Here is a 20113-nt window from a genome sequence, read left to right as displayed (position 1 = left end):
TACATACAATAGAAGGAGGTTCTTTATGCCCATTACCCTAAATATGATGATGTTTTTAGAAAAGCATTGTTGCTTTTTACCAAATGGCAAAACTCAAACCCAACTGTCAAAGTAATACGGTGTTTCCATATCCACTATCTTTAGATGGATTAAGCAATACTCAGAAGTGTTATTTATCTATTTTATTTATATAAATCAAAATAAACTTTACTTAAAAATTTATGTATAATAAATAAAACTATAACTACACCTATTGCAGTAAAAATATTTACAGTAAAAATAACTGTTTTTCCAAATTTAGCGGTTAAAATAAAAGTTGCTATGATTGTTGCAACTACTATTGAACCTTCTTGTTTTTTATATGGTTTTTTTGTAATTACTTCTACGATTATCCCTGAGAAAATCAACATAATTATAGTGAAAATAATAGTTCCAAGTGTTATTGGTAAACTATAATTTACCGTTTCTTTTGCAAACAAACCATGTGCATATGTATCCTTTGAAAATATGATTCTTAATGTAAAAAAGGTTGATAATCCAATACAAAAAACATTTGAGGTAATCAACACTTTTTCTTTTATAGTCCTTGGCTGTAAATTTGCTATCACATTATCGCAAAATTCTTTAAAATCTCCACCTATAACGTTGTTTATATTTTCTCCTCGTTCTTGTATGGATAAAACCATTTCAATTAAATCTCTTCGCACTAATTCTTGTTTATAATCAGAAATACCAGCACCACGAATATAGCAAATCATATCCGTGAGTCTCCCTTGATTTTCTAAATTTATATATTCATTTAATTTATTATTTTGTTTTTGCAGTTCTTTCACCTTTTTAATATTTAACACCTCCCTTTTCAAACAGAGTTTCTGGATACATTTTCAAGAGCCATTATTTATCCTCTTGTTTACATTATGGTACTACCCGTAACAATTACATTATTACTATCTTTCTTAACTGTGCTCTTCGCTTGTCCGAGCTAGCTTCATTAAAAATAGAGCAAGTTGACCTCGAAGTATATATCCTTTCGTATATAATATAATTTCAATTAGTTTAAATCTAACATACGCAAAATCATCTTTTCATTTTTATTCACGATATGTTCAATCTCCTCCACTTTATATTTAACTAAAGAATTCTTGCTTAATGAATTTCTAAAATATTCTTTTACATATTGAATATATTTTTCATTTGCTAAAACATAATACCGTGATGCACCATTTTTAATTGAATGGCTATTCTTTTTAAGAAAAAGCATTTTGTGGTTAAAATAAATGGAAATCTGAAAAAATTCTTCTAGGAAATAATCATCCTCTAAAATAAAAAGATTTATTTTTCTATTCTTTTTCATATGTTCTATAAATTGTCTTACATGCTGTCTTCTTTGCTCCACCGTGGCCTGATAATGAACATCCATATAATACATCACACCTTTTTCGACATATCTCATCACTGCAGATTTTGGAACAGTAAAATTTATTTCTGCATTTATAAAACGTTCCTCCCAGGCAATCTGTAATTTTTTTACTACTGCAGCCATATTTTTATTCCCGCTTTGGGCAACAGCCTCTCTGCTAAGGCTGTCAACAATATCCTTTGGTAAAAAAAACTCGAAGCCATATACCGAAAAGAATTCAAACTCTGGTGCTGTATAAAACTTAGTTCGAAAGCCACCGTGTTCCATACTCGAATTATCTGTAGGGCGTAGGATAATATTTGTAGCTTTAAGTTTTGAATTTGCCTGAAAGTATATTTCATTTACAGCTACTTTATCCTTTATTTCAATTGCCATATCTATATCTCCATTATAATCAACGGAAAACAGAAAGGCTATTTTATCCTGTATTACTAAAACATTATATTTCTCAACCTTGGAATTGTTAAATAGTGTGAATTCACACTCCAACTTGGAATTCAATAAAGAATAAATTCTATTTAATGCGCCCTCATAATTTGTTTTTAATAGATTTATATTTAATCCCAAGTTTGCGAATATACGTATATTATTCTTTAAATGATACGGGCGTAGATAAACGGCACCATAAATTTGAAGTAAGCGATCTATGTCTAATGTACAGATGAGATTTATGTCACTATTGGAGTTTTCAATGATTGCCCTAATTGTTTTTGATAAGTATTCAACAATTCTTTTTCTTCCTGTTATAACAGTACTTGTTTTTTCCTGCCAATTCTTCTTTGAGGTACTTTCTGAAATTTCGTAAGAAGACATTAAGACTTTGTAAATTTCATTTTCAATCAATTCCTCTTTATTTTGCTGATCATCAATATTTATCAGATTTAATTCTCTGGAAACGATAGAATAGGTTTTATGTGATACAATTTCACTGGCAAAAAGCTCTGCAAGCCTTTTATTGATACCACAGATGTTTTTTTTCGGTGGAAGATTATTATCATTACACCACTTGCTTATATAAGAAATGTCATAATCAACATTTTTTGCCACATTCATCATCTTTACATTTGCGATACCAATAAGAGTTTTTAATACATACGCATAATTACTAATTTTCATCATAATTACCTCCGTTATTACATCACTATTTCCAGTGGTATAAATTGTATTTGTTCTATGATAACATTTATTGTCGAAAAAAGCAGTATATACTTTGCCGTTTTATACAATTCATAATTTTAAACTCATCCTTTTAAAAATTCACCCAGAAATGAAATCTGATTAAAAATAAAAAGGCTCCTTCTGCATGGAAGTTAGAAAGTTTGTTAAGAGATTCAAAATCCCATAAATCCCAGTCTCTAGCTAACATTTCAAAGAGAGACGTAAGCATAATTACTATTTGCATCATAACCTAAAAGAAATTTCTCGTAAAAAAAACTCCGGCTTACAAAGTTTATAAAACCAAACCTTGTAGGAGCAACGGAGCTTTTTTCTTTTTTGCTATTTTAATTTCTAAGTATCTGTTTAGAATTTCTGTGTACTATTTTATATATACAGAGAATGATATTTCAATTAAAGATAATCCATATTATAAGTGAGCTGCCAAAATATATGTATTAAATAATGCTAATAATGCATATACACCCCATAAGATACATATGGGCTTAAGCACCTTTTGCATAACCAATCCTTCGGATTTTTGCAATCCAACCGTTGTACAAGTTGCTACAACATTATTTGTACAGATCATATTTCCTAATGCACCGCCTGCACTTTGCGCTGCAAATACGGGTGCCACTTTAATATTTAAAAGTTTACTTGCTTCGTAATGTAAAGGTGCAAATAAAATATTCGAGCCTGTCGTTGTTCCTGTAACAAAGGAACCTAACGAACCAATCAATACCGCAACAGCCGGATAGAAAGCGCCTGTTGTTTCCGCCAGTGTTCTTGCTATGATTGATAGAAGACCTGCGGTATTCATTAGATTAGATAATGCAAGAAGGGCACACATCGCAATTAAAGCACCAATAACACTTTTAAATGAAATCACCATATAGTAAGGTATACTTTTAACATCATGTAGCACAATAGCACCTAAGCAACAAGTAATGAAAATAGTAATGCCAATCCAAACAGCAAAACCTAAGCCAATGAACCAATCTGGGGCAAAAAATCTAACCGCTGGTAGCAATACCAATAGAATTAAATAAGGAGACAAAGCAACGACTGGATTGATTTTACTTTTAGGGGCATTTTCATCTAGTTTAAAGGTAAATTCTTCAGCAACAGGCTTATTTTTGTCTATAAATTTTATATACACAACTGCTACAAGTAATGATGAAATACCCGCACAGATAGTTGGAAATTCAGCCCCGACAAATGTTGCTACAAGAACCATAAAACCACCATAAGTAATTCCTGTTACCAAACTGAAAACTACAATCCCTTTATCAAAGGCCTTTTTACCATACAAAATATATAGAACAATAAATGGGGCTAAAATCGCTCCAAAGAAATGGATGAAAGATGTGAACATTCCGATATCCATTACATCTACAACGTCTAAAAATGCTGCAAAGCCACCAATCGTAGTTAAACCGGCTGCCCCCAAGGATGCTGCAATGCCATTAAAGACTAGCGCCGCTATCGCAGCCTGCAACGCAGGTAGCCCTAATGCAACAAGGAATGGGGCAGCAATCGCAGAGGGGGTGCCAGCACCTGCAACACCTTCCAAGAAGCCACCGAAGCAAAATGCAATAATGATAACCTGTTTTCTTCTGTCACTCGTAAGATTTGTAATGATTTCCTTAATTTTATCCATTGCACCGGTTTTGAGAAGCATATTCAAAATTAAAAATGCTGCCCAAATCATAAATATCATTTTGGAACCATCAACGATACCATCTATCACTTGCGTTTTCACAAGAGAAAAATCGAGGTTAAAACCAAACATAACCAATTCAATCGTGTATATGAGCGTAAATACAGCAACATACATTGCTGGCAGTTTTAAAACAACAACCCCCATAACAACAATAATAATTGGAGTTAAAGCAAGTAAAAAAGAATTTGAATCCATAATTTTCCTCCATATAATATGAATAAGAACGGCTAAATATAAAACATTTAAATGAAGGCACCTCCAAAGTAAAGCAGCTCTTTAATATCCATGCGAAATCCGAGTGAATTTTGAAAGTGCCTTTTTGTTTTAATATCCAGTACCGGATTTCCTGTTAAAATGAGACCCCTTCTTCTCCTTCCTTCTGGAAGCTATAGTTAATTGGGCCCACCGTTTCTACAAATTCAAATAATATTCCATTTGAATACTTTGGTCTTAAAAAATTCACCTTAATATCTTCTGTACCAGGAACAGAAGCACTTTCAAGCATTTTCTTGCCCTTTGATTGCATCTCTTTCGCAACAGCTTCGACATCTTCAACTTCAAATGCAACGTGGGCAATTCCACCTCTACCTTCATTAAAATCTTTTAATACACCTCCTTGAGGAATAATAAATTCAATAGGTGAATCAAACTCCCCATGCTTTGTAAAAATCAGATCTGCCTCATAAGCTTCTACATAACCTGTGTAATCTATTGTTAGGCCAAGTAAGTCCATAATTTCCTGTGCTTTTTCAATTGTAGGTATTACAATACCAACATGGTGCATTCTCATAGGTTTCATAAAAAATCCTCCTTATTCATTCACGCTCTTTATTTAATCCCATTAACTCATCTCTAAAGATAGCGCTGTCCATAATTTTCACATTATCTTCCATCTTTGGGGTGAAGTCCATCAAGTCAAGAATTTGAGTTTGTAAATCAATACCAGGTGCTAGTTCTGTCAAATAAACTCCATCTTTACGCAGCTCAAACACCGCTCTTTCCGTTATGTATTTTACGGATTGTTCTTTTTGTACGGCATATGGACCATTAAAGGTTATTTGTTCCACAGTCTTCAGGAATTTTTTTTGCTTGCCTTCCTGCAAAATTTTAATTTTGCCATCACCAATCGATACCCTCAGCCCCCCTGTTGTAAAGGTTCCGCAAAAAACAAGGCTCTTCGCATTCTGTGAAATATTAATAAATCCACCACAACCAGCAATTCTTGGGCCGAAACGGCTTACATTTATATTTCCTTCCTCGTCCGCCTGTGCTAACCCTAAGAATGCACAGTCTAAACCACCACCATCATAAAAATCGAATTGATATGGTTGATCAATCAGACAATCTGGGTTTAAGCTAGAACCAAATCTTTTTCCACCCTGCGGAATCCCTCCAATAGGCCCTGACTCCACAGTTAGTGTGAAATAGCCTCCAATTCCTTCCTCTCCAGCAACTGCCGCAACATATTCAGGTATACCAACGCCCAAATTGATTACTGTATCACTTCTTAATTCCATGGCTGCACGTCGTCCGATCACCTTTTTTGTATTTAAAGGAATTGTCGGGATCATGTTAGTGGGTACCCTCACTTCTCCCGTTAAAGCTGGGTCGTATGAACAGTCAAAGCACTGCTGATGATCCCCGTCTCTTTCGGCGACAACAACGGCTTCAACATATATTCCTGGAATTTTCACCAATTTGGGGTCTAAGGTTCCTGCATGCACAACTTTTTCAACCTGAACAATGACCTTGCCGCCGCTATTATATACAGCCTGTGCAACAGAAGTACCCTCCAAAGGGGATACTTCTTTTTCAAAGGATATATTGCCGTATTCATCGGCGTATGTACCACGAATAAACGCTACATCAATAGGGAAAGTTTTATAAAATAATACCTCTTGACCATCCACTTCTATGACCTTACTCATACACTCTGTTGTTATACTATTGAGGCAACCACCTCCATTTCTAGGGTCTGCAAAAGTATGTAAGCCTATCTTTGTTAAGGTTCCAAGTTTCCCCCCTGCAATATCTCTAAATAAATGAAGCAGCGTTCCTTGAGGTATATTGTATCCTTGAATATCATTAGCAATTATCATCTCCGCTAACTTTGGAGCCGTGTTATAATGCCCTGCAATCACTCTTTTGAGCAAACCCTTATGTGCATAATGTTCTGCACCACGGCCATCCCGATTTCCTTGGGAAGCAGCATAGATTAACGTTAAATCTCTTGGCGAACCCGTTCTTAAAAATCTTCCCTCTAATGCCTTATTAAGACTCTCAGCATTTGCACATCCTACAAAACCGCTAGTCGTTAATACATCACCATCCTTTACCAGATTAACTGCTTCATCCGGCTTCAATACTGTAATTTTTTTCATATTCGTTATCTGACCTCCTTTTTTATAAAATTATACAGTTGCAGTTTGTGAATACAAAGACAACGAATTTGCATTAGCTTTACTAAAATTGAAAGGTTTGAATTTATTTTTCAAGTTAATTCAACTAAAAATAAAACCATGTATAACCCTTCCAAAATCAAGATCTTTCAAGAAAAAGCTTAATATTTTTAAAAAACTGAACTGGAAATGGTTTGTCTAACACACCACCATAATTTAAATTACTTATTTCAAAGAACTTTCCCAGAATTATTCAAAGAGTAAGGCCTTGTCCACATTAAAGGCAATTCTTTTGACAACATATCTTCCTTTCCTTATCGCTCCCTGTGTCAGAACTTTATAATCTCACCAAAAAACCGGAATGGAGTCTGCAAGATTAACACATCCGATTACTAAGGGTAGGTTCCTAAATGAGCATGTTTGAAGAAACTTTGCAAAAATACCTTTGAATCGCTTACATTATTGATAAATAAAAGTGAGAGGACAATTTGAATACAAAATTTCCTCTCACTTTTATTCGATGTAGGATTTCCTCATACTTATATAAATTTCAAACTTTCATTATATTTCTCTTTGTTCTGTTACATTAACTTTTCGCTAAAAATAATGAATGACAGTGTACATCGATAGCTTTGCAACTTATTTTATTTCAGAAAAATATCTAAGATTCCCTAATATATAAGGAGTGCTTCTCCTTCCTAGTTCCTCCAGTTTCTTCAACCACTAATGAGAAATTAAAAAAGCACTGGCCTATGCTATAACCGGCACAGATACGCAGAAACAATTATAAAGACTGATGTCTTCCCATTCCTCCTTTCTCAGTTGAACTTTCAGACTAGTTAATCTGATTCATAAACAAAAAAAGTGCCTCAAAAAAATAATGTCTAGTCTTTATTTGCTAGATATCATTTTTGAGGCACTTACATGAAATACTAGTCACGTTTATTTTGTTGCACTAGTAGGAACAGCATAGGATTCCAAATAGGTGGAATTCGCTCCACCGATGGCATAAATGACCTTATCAATTACTTCTGTATGAAGACAAGATCTTTTTTTTGACATATTTTCCAGCGTCGTCCATTTATTCGTGGACGGATCATAAACTTCTGTTGATGATAATCTATTATCATAATCTAAGGGTGATAATAATTGATTATCAGTGTAAAAGGGGCCATAGCCACCAACGGCGTAAATCTTATCATCAATGACTTCTGTTTGGAAAATTTGGCGAGGTGTGGACATATCTGCCAGTGTCGTCCATCTATTTGTAGAAGGGTCATAAACTTCTGTTGATGATAGTACCTTTCCTGTGATATCTCCAACCTTAACGTTCCAACCTCCAAGGGCATAAATTTTTCCGTCAATGACCTCTGTTTGAAGGTAACACCTTGTTTCTGACATAGAAGCCAGCGTCGTCCATTTGTCGGTAGAAGGATCATAAACTTCTGCAGAGGAAAGAGAATCGACATTGGAAGCACCCCCGATTTTGAGCAAACCTCTATATCCTCCAATGACATAAATTTTTCCGTCAATGACCTCTGTTTGACATCCCTCACGAGGCGTTAGCATAGGAGCCAAAATAGCCCATGTATCAGTGGTGGGATTATAAACTTCAGTTACTGATGTACAAGTACCGTCTGGAATAACTCCAAAGACATAGATTTTACCGTTAACAACTTCTGTCTGAAAGCCGTCAACCTCTGCCAGAGCTATAGGCATAGATGTCAACGTTGTCCATGTATTTGTAGAAGGGTCATAAACATCTGTAGATGAAATAAGTTCCCAAGTATCCATCTTGGTCCCTCCAATGACGTAAAGCTTACCATCAAGAACTTCTGTTTCGAATTCCCACCGAGCGGGCATAGAAGCTAGATTCGCCCATGTATTTGTAGAAGGGTCATAAGCTTCTGTGAGTGCTAAATTTTTTGTGTAATCGCTGTTCCAACAACCTCCAGTGGTATAAATTTTACCATCAATTACTTCTGATTGAAATGAGAATTTAGAAGTGGGCATAGAAGCAAGTTCTTTCCAGCTTGTTTTTTCCTCGTAAGCACATGCACTTGTGCTTGGCAGGAATAAAGTCCATACTACTAATATCCCCAAGATTTTAACGATTATCTTTTTCATCATTAACTCCCTTCCATGTAATTTGTCGGTATGATCGTTAATACTAGTATAAAACATTTTACATTTTTTGTAAATCATAATAACCGTTGAATGAATTATTATTAAAGTAGATAGTGCATTGTAGTATGAATAACAAAGCTTGACAATAATGCAGTATATAAAAAAAGATGTAATATTCATAAATATAACTCCTCTGAAGTATTTTTATAAATTATACATCTTAAAATTAAAATCATATAGTATATTATTGCAAAGTTACAGATTTAAGCATTAGACTGATAAAATCACAAAATGATTACGGCCTCCCATTTTTACTATAATAAGATTTCAATAGTCCTCCACTATATCATCTTTATTTCGAATCATATTTATCTTCCTGTTTTGAAATTTTTTCATAACCATGCAAAAATTTATTAGTTTTAATATCATAAGGCAGGCTTTCAAAATCAGGAATATACTCATAGTTCTTTGAGCTATGTCCTAAAAATACAGATTTAGCTGATATTCTTTTCAGGCTTCTCAATAATTTTTACAGCACTAATATTTTCTCGCAGAATACTTGTATGGGATGCCAAATATCCTAAAATCTAAAAGTCATGGCACAATCATTGGATGACTTTATCCATCTATTTCAAGTACACAGAAGCTGTTAGACGGCTTATTTATATAACCAATGCTATTGAAGGATACAACCATCACCTAGGCAAAGTAATATAATCTAAGACCTTCTTCCCAAATCGGTTGCCCTTAGTAACTATACCTTATCTTATAATAGATTTTTGAGTTTACACCAGAACTTGTACTTTTATTCCTTTCAGCTTGTTTTATTTTTTAATTATAGGAATCAACTTTTCTTTACCAGACTGCTTATGCCATCGAAATGGTTAGTGGTATATCGGCCTTGTATTTTTTCATAATTATGCATAAAGCAAGTATTCGTTAATTTAATATCAGGCAATATAACGAGGAGTATAAGTAATAGTAATGCCATCATTTTAAAATATTCTCACCTACTCTTTCTTGAAAAAGACTATTTTTTGTAATTGTTTGTATTGATTTTATTGCCTGCTAAAAGTATTTTAATACAATCCAATCAACATTTTTCCTATCTTTTATCCTCAAAAATAAAAAATAAAATGAAACTCATTAAAATTTCTTCTTGACACATCAATAAATCGATGTTATATTATGGAAAAATTTAGTATGGTGGTGAATTCTTAATGAACTATATTTCTACAAAATCTTTTACATGGCGTTGGTGGAGCTCTGTTAATTCAAACAGGGTCACTTTGTCGTGCAGAGGATTAGAGGAATATAGTTTTCAATATAGTTCGTTTTAAAGCGAAAAAATACTCGTATTGAAACTCTAAATCCCCCTCGGTTTACGCAAGTGAGCCGAGGGGGATTTTTTTTATTTTTTTTAGGAGGAATGGAATATGTTTAAACCAACACTAGAACAAGCACGACACCTTGCAACGCACTACAACTTCATCCCCATTACCAGCGAAATGCCTTCGGATATGTTCTCGCCCATGGCAGTGCTAAAAGCCCTAAAGTCTATTTCCAGCCATTGCTTTTTATTAGAAAGCGTGGAAGATTCAAAAGTCTGGGGCAGATACACCTTCTTGGGCTACGATCCCATTATGGAAATCACCTGTAACAACGGAAAAATACATGTGAAAAAGGACATAGAAGAAGAAGTCTCTCTAGGTAATCCCAGCATCTACCTTAAATCCCTCATGAATTGGTATAAATCTCCAAACCTAGAAAATATGCCGCCTTTTACAGGGGGATTGGTTGGTTATTTTGGCTACGACTACAACAAATATAGTGAACCAACCATTAATCTGGATGTTAAAGATGAAGAAAATTTCAACGATATGGATCTTATGCTTTTTCATAAAGTCATTGTTTTTGACAACCTAAAGCAACGCCTTTATCTAATTGTAAATATCGAATCCGAAGCACTTGAGGATGACTACAAAAAGGCAATCATGGAAATAGAAAAAATCAAAAACTATCTTCAAACCAATCCCATTACAACGGAATGGAAAGGCACGCTAAAATCTGACTTTAAGCCTCTTTTTAATTGTCATGAATATTGTCAAATGGTAGAAAAAGCAAAGGATTATATTTACGAAGGCGATATTTTTCAGGTGGTACTTTCCAATCGATTAGAAGCAGATTTTGAAGGAAGCCTTTTCAATACCTACCGCTGCCTGAGAGCAACAAATCCCTCACCTTATATGTTCTACTTTGGTAGTGACAAAATGGAAATGGCAGGTGCTTCCCCCGAAACTCTGGTAAAATTGGAAAATGGTATCTTACATACCTTTCCCCTTGCGGGCACCAGAAAAAGAGGTCTGAGTGACGAGGAAGATGAATCTCTGGAAAAAGAATTATTGTCCGACGAAAAAGAACTTGCGGAGCATAATATGCTGGTTGATTTAGGGCGGAATGATTTGGGGAAAATCAGCAAGTTTGGCAGTGTTTCCGTAGAAAATTATCAATCTGTACTGCGTTTTTCCCATGTCATGCATATCGGATCAACCATAAAAAGTGAAATCAGAGAAGACCTTTGTGCCATAGATGCCATTGAAGCCGTTCTGCCGGCAGGTACACTCTCCGGTGCACCAAAAATCCGTGCTTGTCAGGTAATCAATGAACTGGAGAATAACAAACGAGGGATTTACGGTGGTGCAATAGGTTATCTGGATTTCAAGGGAAATATGGATACCTGCATTGCTATTCGCCTCTGCTTTCAAAAAAACGGAAAAATATTTGTTCGTTCTGGTGCAGGCATTGTTGCCGATAGTGTTCCAGAAAAGGAATATGAGGAATGTATAAATAAAGCAAAAGCAGTGATTATTGCGCTTGAAAAAGCAGAGGGAGGTTTTTAAATGATTTTGTTAATCGATAATTACGATAGCTTTTCCTATAATCTTTATCAATTGATGGGTAGGATAAATCCTGAAATCAAAGTAATCCGAAATGATGAAATGACCGTGGCGGAAATCAAGGCACTCTCCCCTACCCATATCGTTCTTTCTCCTGGGCCCGGAAAGCCAAAGGATGCAGGCATCTGTATTCAGGTTGTGAATGAGCTGGGTAGCCGCATTCCAATCCTCGGTGTGTGTCTTGGACATCAGGTAATTTTCGAGGCATTCGGCGGCACCGTTTCCTATGCCAAGGATCTGATGCACGGAAAACAGTCAACAGCACTGCTCAATATCAATTCCACTCTTTTTAATGATGTACCTGGTATTATTCACGTAGCACGGTATCACTCCCTCTCCGCAAAAAAAGAAACATTGCCCGATACTCTTACCATTACCGCCAACACCATCGATGGAGAAATCATGGCAATCGCCCATATGGAATATCCCATTTTTGGTTTACAGTTTCATCCCGAGTCCATCCTTACGAACCACGGCCAGAAAATCATAAAAAACTTCTTGGAGGTGAAAAATAAATGATTAAAGAAGCAGTCATTAAATTATCCAAAAAGCAAGATTTAACCTATAACGAAGCAAATACTGTAATGGACGAAATCATGTGTGGAAAAGCAAGTAATGTTCAAATTTCTTCCTATCTAACTGCCCTATCTTTAAAAGGGGAAACCATTGAAGAAATTACAGCCTCCGCCGCTGGTATGAGAAATCATTGCGTCAAACTCCTCCATGAGCAAGAAACCCTTGAAATTGTAGGCACAGGCGGCGATCATTCCAATAGCTTCAATATCTCCACAACCTCGGCAATTGTGGTTTCTGCCGCTGGCGTACCCGTTGCAAAGCATGGCAATCGTTCCGCATCCAGTAAATGCGGTGCGGCAGACGTTTTGGAAGCCCTTGGTGTGAACATAACAATTCCTCCCGAGGCAAGTGCTAAGTTGCTCAAGGAAATTGGGCTTTGCTTTATGTTTGCTCAAAACTATCATATTGCAATGAAATATGTGGCACCCATCCGCAAGGAGCTAAGCATTCGTACTGTTTTTAATATTCTAGGTCCTCTTTGCAATCCTGCGGGAGCAACCATGCAGTTATTGGGTGTTTATAAGAAGGCTTTGGTGGAGCCGATTGCCAAGGTACTTTGCAATCTAGGTGTAAAAAACGCAATGGTGGTTTATGGTCTGGATGGTCTGGATGAAATTTCTCTTTCCTCTCCCACCGCAGTTTGTGAAGTGAAAAACGGCTGGGTGAAATCCTATGAAATCACGCCAGAACAGTTTGGCTTTACCCGTTGTGATAAATCGGAACTGGAAGGCGGCGATGCCGTAGAAAATGCACAAATCATCAAAGAAATTTTACGGGGTAAAAAAAGTCCAAAGCGTGATGCAGTTGTTCTAAATTCCGCCGCCGCTTTATATATTTCAAAAAAAATTTCTTTAGAAGATGCCATCAAAGAAGTTGAAGAAATCATTGATAGCGGTAAAGCCATGAAACAGCTGGAAAAATTCATTCAAATGTCAAATGAGGTGACATATGTTTCTTGATAAAATTATGGAATACACACAAAAAAGAATGGATAACATTAAATCCCAGTTCGATTTTCCTTTTCAAAAAGCCCTAGAACAGGATGGAATGTCCTTCATTTGCGAAATTAAAAAAGCCTCCCCTTCAAAGGGGGTGATTGCCGAAGATTTCCCTTACCTGTCCATTGCCAAGGAGTATGAACAGACAGGTGCTGCTGCCATTTCCATCCTCACCGAGCCGAAATTTTTCAAAGGCAGCATCGAATATTTAAAAGAAGTCAGTAGTGCCGTAAAAACACCAACATTGCGAAAGGATTTTATTATTGATCCATATCAAATTTACGAAGCGAAACTTTGCGGTGCATCTGCTGTACTGTTGATTGCAGAAATTCTAGAAGAAGAAAAACTGAAAGCTTTTCTCAATCTGGCAGAATCCCTAGGGTTATCTGTCTTAGTAGAAAGCCACAGTCTGCCCCAGCTGAAAAAATCCTTACGTTGCGGTGCAAAAATCGTGGGGGTAAACAACCGAAATTTGGAAACTTTTGAAGTAGATATGAAAACTTCGCTATCCTTGCGAGCGTATGTTCCAGATGATGTTTTGTATGTTGTAGAAAGCGGAATTAAAACCCCCGAAGATATTAAGCTTCTTTCTGATTATGGCGTAGACGGCGTGTTGATTGGCGAAACCCTTATGAGAAGTAAGGATAAGGTTGCAATGATGTCAAAACTAAGGAGCTTATTATGAAGATAAAAATTTGTGGTCTGTTTCGAGAGGAGGATATTGACTTTGTAAATGAGTCACTGCCTGATTATATTGGCTTTGTCTTTGCAAAAAGCAAGCGTCAGGTCACCTTATCTCAGGCAAAAAAATTGAAAGCGAGGTTAAATCCTCATATTCAAGCTGTTGGTGTGTTTGTGGATGAAAACATCCAAGTAGTGCAAAAAGCAATAGACGAAAAAATTATTGATGTGGTTCAATTACATGGAAAAGAAACAGAAGCTTACATAGAAAAATTAAATGTGCCTGTCATCAAGGCACTGCGTATAGGGGAAAAAATCCCTCTAAATGCAGATTTTCTTTTGTTTGATTCTGCAATCGCCGGAAGTGGGCAGTCCTTCGATTGGATGCGCATCCCAAAAACAGAAAAGCCTTTTTTCATTGCTGGTGGAATTGATATAGAAAACATCGCTCAAGCAAAGAGCTTCTGCCCTTTTGGGATTGATATTTCAAGTGGCGTTGAAACAAATGGCGTGAAAGATAAGAAAAAAATAATGGAAATTGTGAGGAGTGTAAAAATGACAAAAGGTAGATTTGGAGTACATGGCGGGCAATATATCCCTGAAACATTGATGAATGAAATCATTCATTTGGAGCAACAATATGAATTTTATAAAAATGATAAGGCATTTCAAGCTGAGTTACATGAGCTTTTAAATAACTATGCAGGCAGACCCTCTCTTTTATATTATGCCGAAAAAATGACCAAGGATTTAGACGGTGCAAAAATCTATCTTAAACGAGAGGATTTGAACCACACAGGCTCTCATAAAATCAACAACGTTCTGGGGCAAGTTCTTCTTGCGAAAAAAATGGGAAAAACCAGAGTCATTGCTGAAACTGGTGCAGGTCAGCATGGGGTTGCAACGGCAACCGCCGCGGCATTGCTAGACATGGAATGCGAAATTTTCATGGGTAAGGAGGACACCCAACGACAAGCGTTAAATGTTTTTAGAATGGAACTATTAGGTGCAAAGGTAAACACAGTTAAAAGCGGTACGCAAACCTTAAAGGATGCCGTAAACGAAACCATGCGTGAATGGACTGCAAGGGTTCATGATACTCACTATGTTTTGGGTTCCGTTATGGGGCCTCATCCCTTTCCAACCATCGTACGTGATTTTCAAAGTGTTATCAGCCAAGAAGCAAGGGCTCAGATTTTAGAGGCAGAGAATAAACTTCCCGATATGGTGGTAGCTTGTGTTGGCGGTGGCAGTAATGCAATGGGTATGTTTTATAATTTTATCCCCGATTTATCGGTACAACTTGTGGGCTGCGAAGCAGCAGGCCATGGCGTGGATACCGATAAAAATGCCGCAAGCATTGCCAATGGAACCTTGGGCGTATTTCATGGAATGAAATCTTATTTCTGTCAGGACGAATGCGGACAAATTGCCCCGGTTTATTCCATCTCCGCAGGGCTGGATTATCCGGGCATCGGTCCCGAGCATGCAAATCTCCATGATACAGGCAGAGCAACCTATGTACCCATCACCGACGATGAGGCAATTGATGCCTTTGAATATCTTTCCAAAACAGAGGGCATTATTCCGGCAATCGAATCTGCCCATGCCTTTGCCTATGTCAAAAAGGTTGCACCAACAATGGATAAAGACAGTGTCATTATTATTTGTATATCAGGCAGAGGAGATAAAGACGTAGCTGCCATCGCAAGACATAAGGGGGTTCATTTTCATGAGTAAAATTAATAACGCATTCAAAAACGGCAAAGCATTTATCGCATTTTTAACTGCAGGAGATCCAAGCCTTGAAAAAACCGAACAATATATCCTAACAATGGAAAAATCAGGCGCTGATTTAATTGAAATTGGCATTCCTTTTTCCGATCCAATCGCCGAAGGCAAGGTCATAGAGCGTGCAAACATTCGGGCTTTAAACGCAGGCACCCCAACTGATAAAATATTCGATATGGTGCAGCGTGTGCGGCAGAAAACAGACGTACCCTTGGTGTTTTTAACCTACTTAAACCCTGTTTTTTCCTATGGCTATGAAAAATTCTTTCAAAAATGTAGGGCCGTAGGCATAGATGGAATTATTATTCCTGATTTACCCTTTGAAGAAAAAATTGAGATTTTGCCTTATGCAAATGAAAATGAGGTTGACCTCATTTCTCTCATTGCGCCAACGTCGGAGGATAGAATTTCCATGATTGCACAGCAAGGCAAGGGTTTCATCTATGTTGTTTCTTCTATGGGTGTAACCGGTGTCAGAAAGGAAATCACGACAGACCTTCAGATGATGATGCAAACCATCAAGGCTGCTTCAAATATTCCTATTTGCGTTGGTTTTGGTATCTCAACCCCGGAGCAAGTGAAAGAAATTTCCAACTTTTGCGATGGTGTGATTGTGGGCAGTGCCATTGTAAAAATCATTGAGGAATATGGGCAAAATGCCGAAGCTCCTCTTGCTAATTATGTGGCAAAAATGAAACGTAGCTTAAATTAGATTAGTTATACGATTATGGTAGGAGCATCCCCATAGAGGCAAGAACCTCTCTTTTCATACACGTAAAATAAAAGATCATTGAGTAACAAACAACGCAAAGTTTACGGGGGGATCTACAGATACACTCCGAAAAAGTTTTATTCCTTGCAACAGACATACAACCTCAACATAACTTGACTAGACAAAAATAATGTCGCCAAGACCTACTGCTTCCTTGATTGAGGGGTATTTTCTTGAAAACGGATACTACGAAAAATTTAGCATCAGACACCATTCTGGATAAAATGACCCAGTTATCGTAATTGTTTTGTAAGTTAATGTGTTTGGTCATATATATTTTTACCATAAATCCCTTACTCTCAAGTCTGGGATTTATTTGTTGCCATAAAAAAAACTGTTGCACTAAATCATTATTTAGTGCAACAGTTTCAATTTTTTAAATTATTATCATCTCAATAAGATCTCTTCTAATGGTCTCATCGGAAATCCATTGATGAATACACTGATAAATAGTTTCTTTTTGATATCGTTTACCTATGAAAGCCTGGCCTAATTGTTGAAAGTTTTCATCATTTAGTGCGTCCGTAGACAAATGGCAGTTTTCGACAATACCCTTTTGCACTTCCAGCTGAACCATGATACTCCCCCAGCTTAAACGGGATTCGTATTCAATATTAAACTGCGGAATACTCCCTATTTGCCACGACCACTGATCATAATGAGATTTATACGCCTCATAACATTCTGGCAAAATTGTTCCCTCTTCATGGAAGACGCCGTCGAACGCTGACTTAAACGTTTCAATCAATTGATGCCTCACTTCTGATACAGTACACTTTTCTGAAAGTGTACTCAAATTGACAACCCTAGATCTCACAGAGTCGATGCCCTTGGATTCAATTTTTAGTTTAGAGGGTGTCAAATACTTTGACAATAGCTCTAAAGAGGATTCAATCAGTAAAGTACCATGATGACAGTGAACACCATCTTCTTCTAGAAAAGCATTCCCAGAAAATTTACTGCCCGAGACCGTCAAATCATTGCGACCACTTAGTGTACTCTCAATCCCAAAAGCCTTTAACGCCTTAATAACCAATTGATAATTTCTTTGAACATCCGCTCGATCTAAATGCGTTATAAATGAGAAATTCAAATTTCCAAGGTCATGATACACTGCACCACCACCCGATTTACGTCTAACCAATTGAACTTGGTCTTTTTCCATAAGGGGTAGGTTGCATTCTTTATAGGGGTTTTGGTGACACCCTATAACCACGGTGTGATGACTCTGCCATAAGAAGAGTATGATTTCATCGGGCTCGCATCGTTTCATAAGGTAGTTTTCAATCGAAAGATTATCAATGGTATCTGCTTTCCTACCTATTACTAATGTATGTTTTTTGAATTTATCCAAAGTGAATTCCTCTTCCATCTGCCATCAATAAAGCCTCATGAATGGTTTCGCCTAAGGTTGGATGCGCATAAATGGCTTCAAGGGCATCTGGGATTTTTGTTTTACTTCTAATGAGTTCACTGATCGTCGCAATCAAATCTGTACCGTGCGCTCCCACAATTGCTCCACCCAAGAGTACCTGGTTCTCCGTATCAACAATAAGCTTTACAAAGCCCTCTGTAGCATGCATTGCAACTGCTTTACCAGATGCCATAAATGGAAATTTAACCACTTTGATTGAGTAACCTTCTGCTTGAGCAGTTACTTCATTGAGTCCAACTGCGCCAACTTCTGGCATTGTAAAAATGGTTGAAGGAACTAAATCGTAATGCATTTTGCTATCTTGTCCTGCGATATGCTCAGCTGCTACCATCCCCTGATGAGAAGCCACATGTGCCAATTGAATGATATTGGTTACATCTCCGATTGCGTAGATATTCTCATTGCTGGTCTGCATGTGTTCATTAACAGCGATACCATTTGAACGCTTATTAAGTTCTACTTCCAATTTTTCAAGATCAAGTGCATCTAAGTTCGCTTTACGACCAACCGCCATAAGAACTTTCTCGCTACTGATGAGATGCGCTTGGCCCTCTACTTCTATTTCCGTTACAAAGGTCTGATCTAGCGTCTCACGAATGCTTGTCGCCTTCGCACTTTCATAGATTTTAATGCCTCTTTCAATGGCTGATTGGTATACCACATCACTGACATCAGAATCTAATACGCTCATCACTCTAGGCAAGAACTCCACGACACTGACATCACTCCCTAGTGCATTGTAAATAAATGCGATTTCCATACCGATGACACCGCCACCGATAATGGTTAATGATTTTGGTAATTCTTTAAGCCCCAGTACTTCTGTGCTGGTGAGAATATCACACAAGTCACTTCCCTCAATCGGCAATTTAAAGGCACTAGATCCCACGGCAATGATCAATTTATCAAATTTAATCGTCGCATCGATCTTCTTAGTCTTAACGACAATAGTTTGAGCATCTATTGCAACAGCTTCACCATCGATTACTCGAATTTGATGGCTATTCATCAAACCCCCAATACCACCGACCAAGGTTTGGATAACCTGATCCTTATTGGCCATGGTTTTTTGAAAATCTATTTGGATGTTATCCACTTGAAAGCCCAGTTTAGAAGCACTTTTCATCTCTTCTAGAACTTCGACACTGTGCGCTAAAGCTTTTGTTGGAATACAACCGTAGTTAAGGCACGTACCTCCGAGGGCATCTTTCTCAACCAAAACCGTTTTCTTGCCAAGTTGCGATGCTCTAATGGCTGCTACGTAACCTCCAGGACCGCCCCCAACGATTAAGACATCACAGTGAATGTCTTCCTTCATCGGGGTGCTGATTCCAAAACTGTAGCCCTTTTTCTTTGGTGGATCAGTTTTCTCGCATTGGTAACCTGCAGCGACTTTGATGACACCAACTTTCTGATTTTTCTTTACGACATCGCCATCTTGGACATCTAAAGACTGAATCAGACCATGAACGCTCGCTAAAATTTTAACAGCACCCTTACCTGATTCAAGCGTTAGTAGGATATCTCCCTCTTGAACTTCATCGCCAACGGCTACTTTAACTTGTCCAACTTTCGCCTCTTGATCATGACCAGACATCTTGTCAATTATAATATCTTTCATTTCATCACCCTATTCACGCTGTAAAATCATTTGCAAATTCTTCTAAACACTCTTTTAATAACGTTACAGAATACGCCATTGAAGGTCCACCGCCAAATGCTACTGAAACCATTGCCGCTTCAATGATTTCTTCTTTAGTAGCACCAGCTTCTAGAGCCTTATATGAATGGTATACAATACAATATTCACATCTGTTGTAACATCCGATAGCAACACTGATAAGTTCCTTTGTCTTAATATCTACTGCACCTGGCTCATATGTTGCACCAAGTAAACCCATAAATGCGCCTACGGCTTCACCATTTGTTGTCGCTAAGTTCTCTAAACCACCTACAAAACCATTCAACATTTCTCTAACATTGTACATAAGATAACCTCCATTTTTTATTTGTCATACTAAAGTTTGCCTATGCAATTATTATTATAGCAAATAGGATTTTTAAAATCAATAAGAT

General features: G+C 37.0%; 15 protein-coding genes and 2 pseudogenes. 8 read left to right on the top strand and 9 right to left on the bottom strand.

From position 1 onward, the window contains the following. Window positions 1-182: 182 nt before the first annotated feature. The 6 genes from RBQ60_RS07835 to RBQ60_RS07810 form a co-directional block, all read right to left on the bottom strand. Window positions 183-851 (bottom strand): hypothetical protein, encoded by a 669-nt coding sequence (locus RBQ60_RS07835; RefSeq protein ID WP_307885938.1) that lies wholly within the window; start codon window positions 849-851, stop codon window positions 183-185. 200 nt (window positions 852-1051) lie between these two features. Then, window positions 1052-2539: a hypothetical protein gene (locus RBQ60_RS07830; protein WP_307885937.1), complete on the bottom strand. Its 1488-nt coding sequence runs from the start codon at window positions 2537-2539 to the stop codon at window positions 1052-1054. A 466-nt stretch (window positions 2540-3005) separates the two neighbouring features. Then, complete coding sequence (locus RBQ60_RS07825) at window positions 3006-4496, bottom strand: L-lactate permease (RefSeq protein WP_307885936.1); 1491 nt, start codon at window positions 4494-4496, stop codon at window positions 3006-3008. Between the two features lie 154 nt (window positions 4497-4650). After that, window positions 4651-5100 carry a VOC family protein gene (locus tag RBQ60_RS07820; protein ID WP_307885935.1) on the bottom strand — a complete coding sequence of 150 codons (450 nt, stop codon included), beginning with the start codon at window positions 5098-5100 and terminating at the stop codon, window positions 4651-4653. 16 nt (window positions 5101-5116) lie between these two features. Further along, complete coding sequence (locus tag RBQ60_RS07815) at window positions 5117-6682, bottom strand: acyl CoA:acetate/3-ketoacid CoA transferase (protein ID WP_307885934.1); 1566 nt, start codon at window positions 6680-6682, stop codon at window positions 5117-5119. Window positions 6683-7642: 960 nt separating this feature from the next. After that, window positions 7643-8830, bottom strand: a complete 1188-nt coding sequence (locus tag RBQ60_RS07810; protein ID WP_307885933.1) for a Kelch repeat-containing protein — start codon at window positions 8828-8830, stop codon at window positions 7643-7645. Window positions 8831-9391: 561 nt separating this feature from the next. Here RBQ60_RS07810 and RBQ60_RS07805 point away from each other — a divergent pair. The 8 genes and pseudogenes from RBQ60_RS07805 to trpA form a co-directional block, all read left to right on the top strand. Further along, window positions 9392-9541 (top strand): annotated as a pseudogene (locus tag RBQ60_RS07805) (transposase); the annotation flags it as partial. A 722-nt stretch (window positions 9542-10263) separates the two neighbouring features. Then, window positions 10264-11727, top strand: a complete 1464-nt coding sequence (locus RBQ60_RS07800) for an anthranilate synthase component I family protein (RefSeq protein WP_307885932.1) — start codon at window positions 10264-10266, stop codon at window positions 11725-11727. Then, on the top strand, window positions 11728-12303 hold the full coding sequence (locus tag RBQ60_RS07795) for an anthranilate synthase component II (protein WP_307885931.1): 576 nt from the start codon (window positions 11728-11730) through the stop codon (window positions 12301-12303). Then, window positions 12300-13319 carry an anthranilate phosphoribosyltransferase gene (trpD, locus tag RBQ60_RS07790; RefSeq protein ID WP_307885930.1) on the top strand — a complete coding sequence of 340 codons (1020 nt, stop codon included), beginning with the start codon at window positions 12300-12302 and terminating at the stop codon, window positions 13317-13319. Before RBQ60_RS07795 ends, trpD begins: the two co-directional genes overlap by 4 nt. Beyond that, window positions 13309-14043, top strand: coding sequence for an indole-3-glycerol phosphate synthase TrpC (gene trpC, locus RBQ60_RS07785; RefSeq protein WP_307885929.1), 735 nt, complete (start codon window positions 13309-13311; stop codon window positions 14041-14043). Before trpD ends, trpC begins: the two co-directional genes overlap by 11 nt. Continuing rightward, window positions 14040-14522 (top strand): annotated as a pseudogene (locus RBQ60_RS15455) (phosphoribosylanthranilate isomerase); the annotation flags it as partial. The gene trpC and the pseudogene RBQ60_RS15455, both read left to right, overlap by 4 nt. A 72-nt stretch (window positions 14523-14594) precedes the next feature. Then, on the top strand, window positions 14595-15779 hold the full coding sequence (trpB, locus tag RBQ60_RS07775; RefSeq protein ID WP_307885990.1) for a tryptophan synthase subunit beta: 1185 nt from the start codon (window positions 14595-14597) through the stop codon (window positions 15777-15779). Next, entirely contained in the window at window positions 15772-16542 is a 771-nt protein-coding gene (gene trpA / locus RBQ60_RS07770) for a tryptophan synthase subunit alpha (RefSeq protein WP_307885928.1), read from the top strand. The genes trpB and trpA overlap by 8 nt, the downstream gene beginning before the upstream one ends. A 436-nt stretch (window positions 16543-16978) precedes the next feature. On the opposite strand, the gene RBQ60_RS07765 is transcribed toward trpA, so the two are convergent. From RBQ60_RS07765 to RBQ60_RS07755, 3 genes are all read right to left on the bottom strand, one after another. Then, window positions 16979-17875, bottom strand: coding sequence for a lipoate--protein ligase (locus RBQ60_RS07765; protein WP_307885927.1), 897 nt, complete (start codon window positions 17873-17875; stop codon window positions 16979-16981). Window positions 17876-17948: 73 nt separating this feature from the next. Beyond that, a complete protein-coding gene (gene lpdA / locus RBQ60_RS07760; RefSeq protein ID WP_307885926.1) occupies window positions 17949-19658 on the bottom strand; it encodes a dihydrolipoyl dehydrogenase in 1710 nt (569 codons plus the stop codon). Between the two features lie 13 nt (window positions 19659-19671). After that, on the bottom strand, window positions 19672-20025 hold the full coding sequence (locus RBQ60_RS07755; protein ID WP_162360806.1) for a carboxymuconolactone decarboxylase family protein: 354 nt from the start codon (window positions 20023-20025) through the stop codon (window positions 19672-19674). Window positions 20026-20113: the final 88 nt, after the last annotated feature.

Origin of the sequence: Anaerotignum sp. MB30-C6 (genome assembly GCF_030908465.1) — a bacterium.
Lineage (GTDB): Bacteria > Bacillota > Clostridia > Lachnospirales > Anaerotignaceae > Chakrabartyella.
The sequence above is the reverse complement of the archived record's forward strand: the minus strand, read 5'-3'. Positions and strand labels throughout refer to the sequence as shown.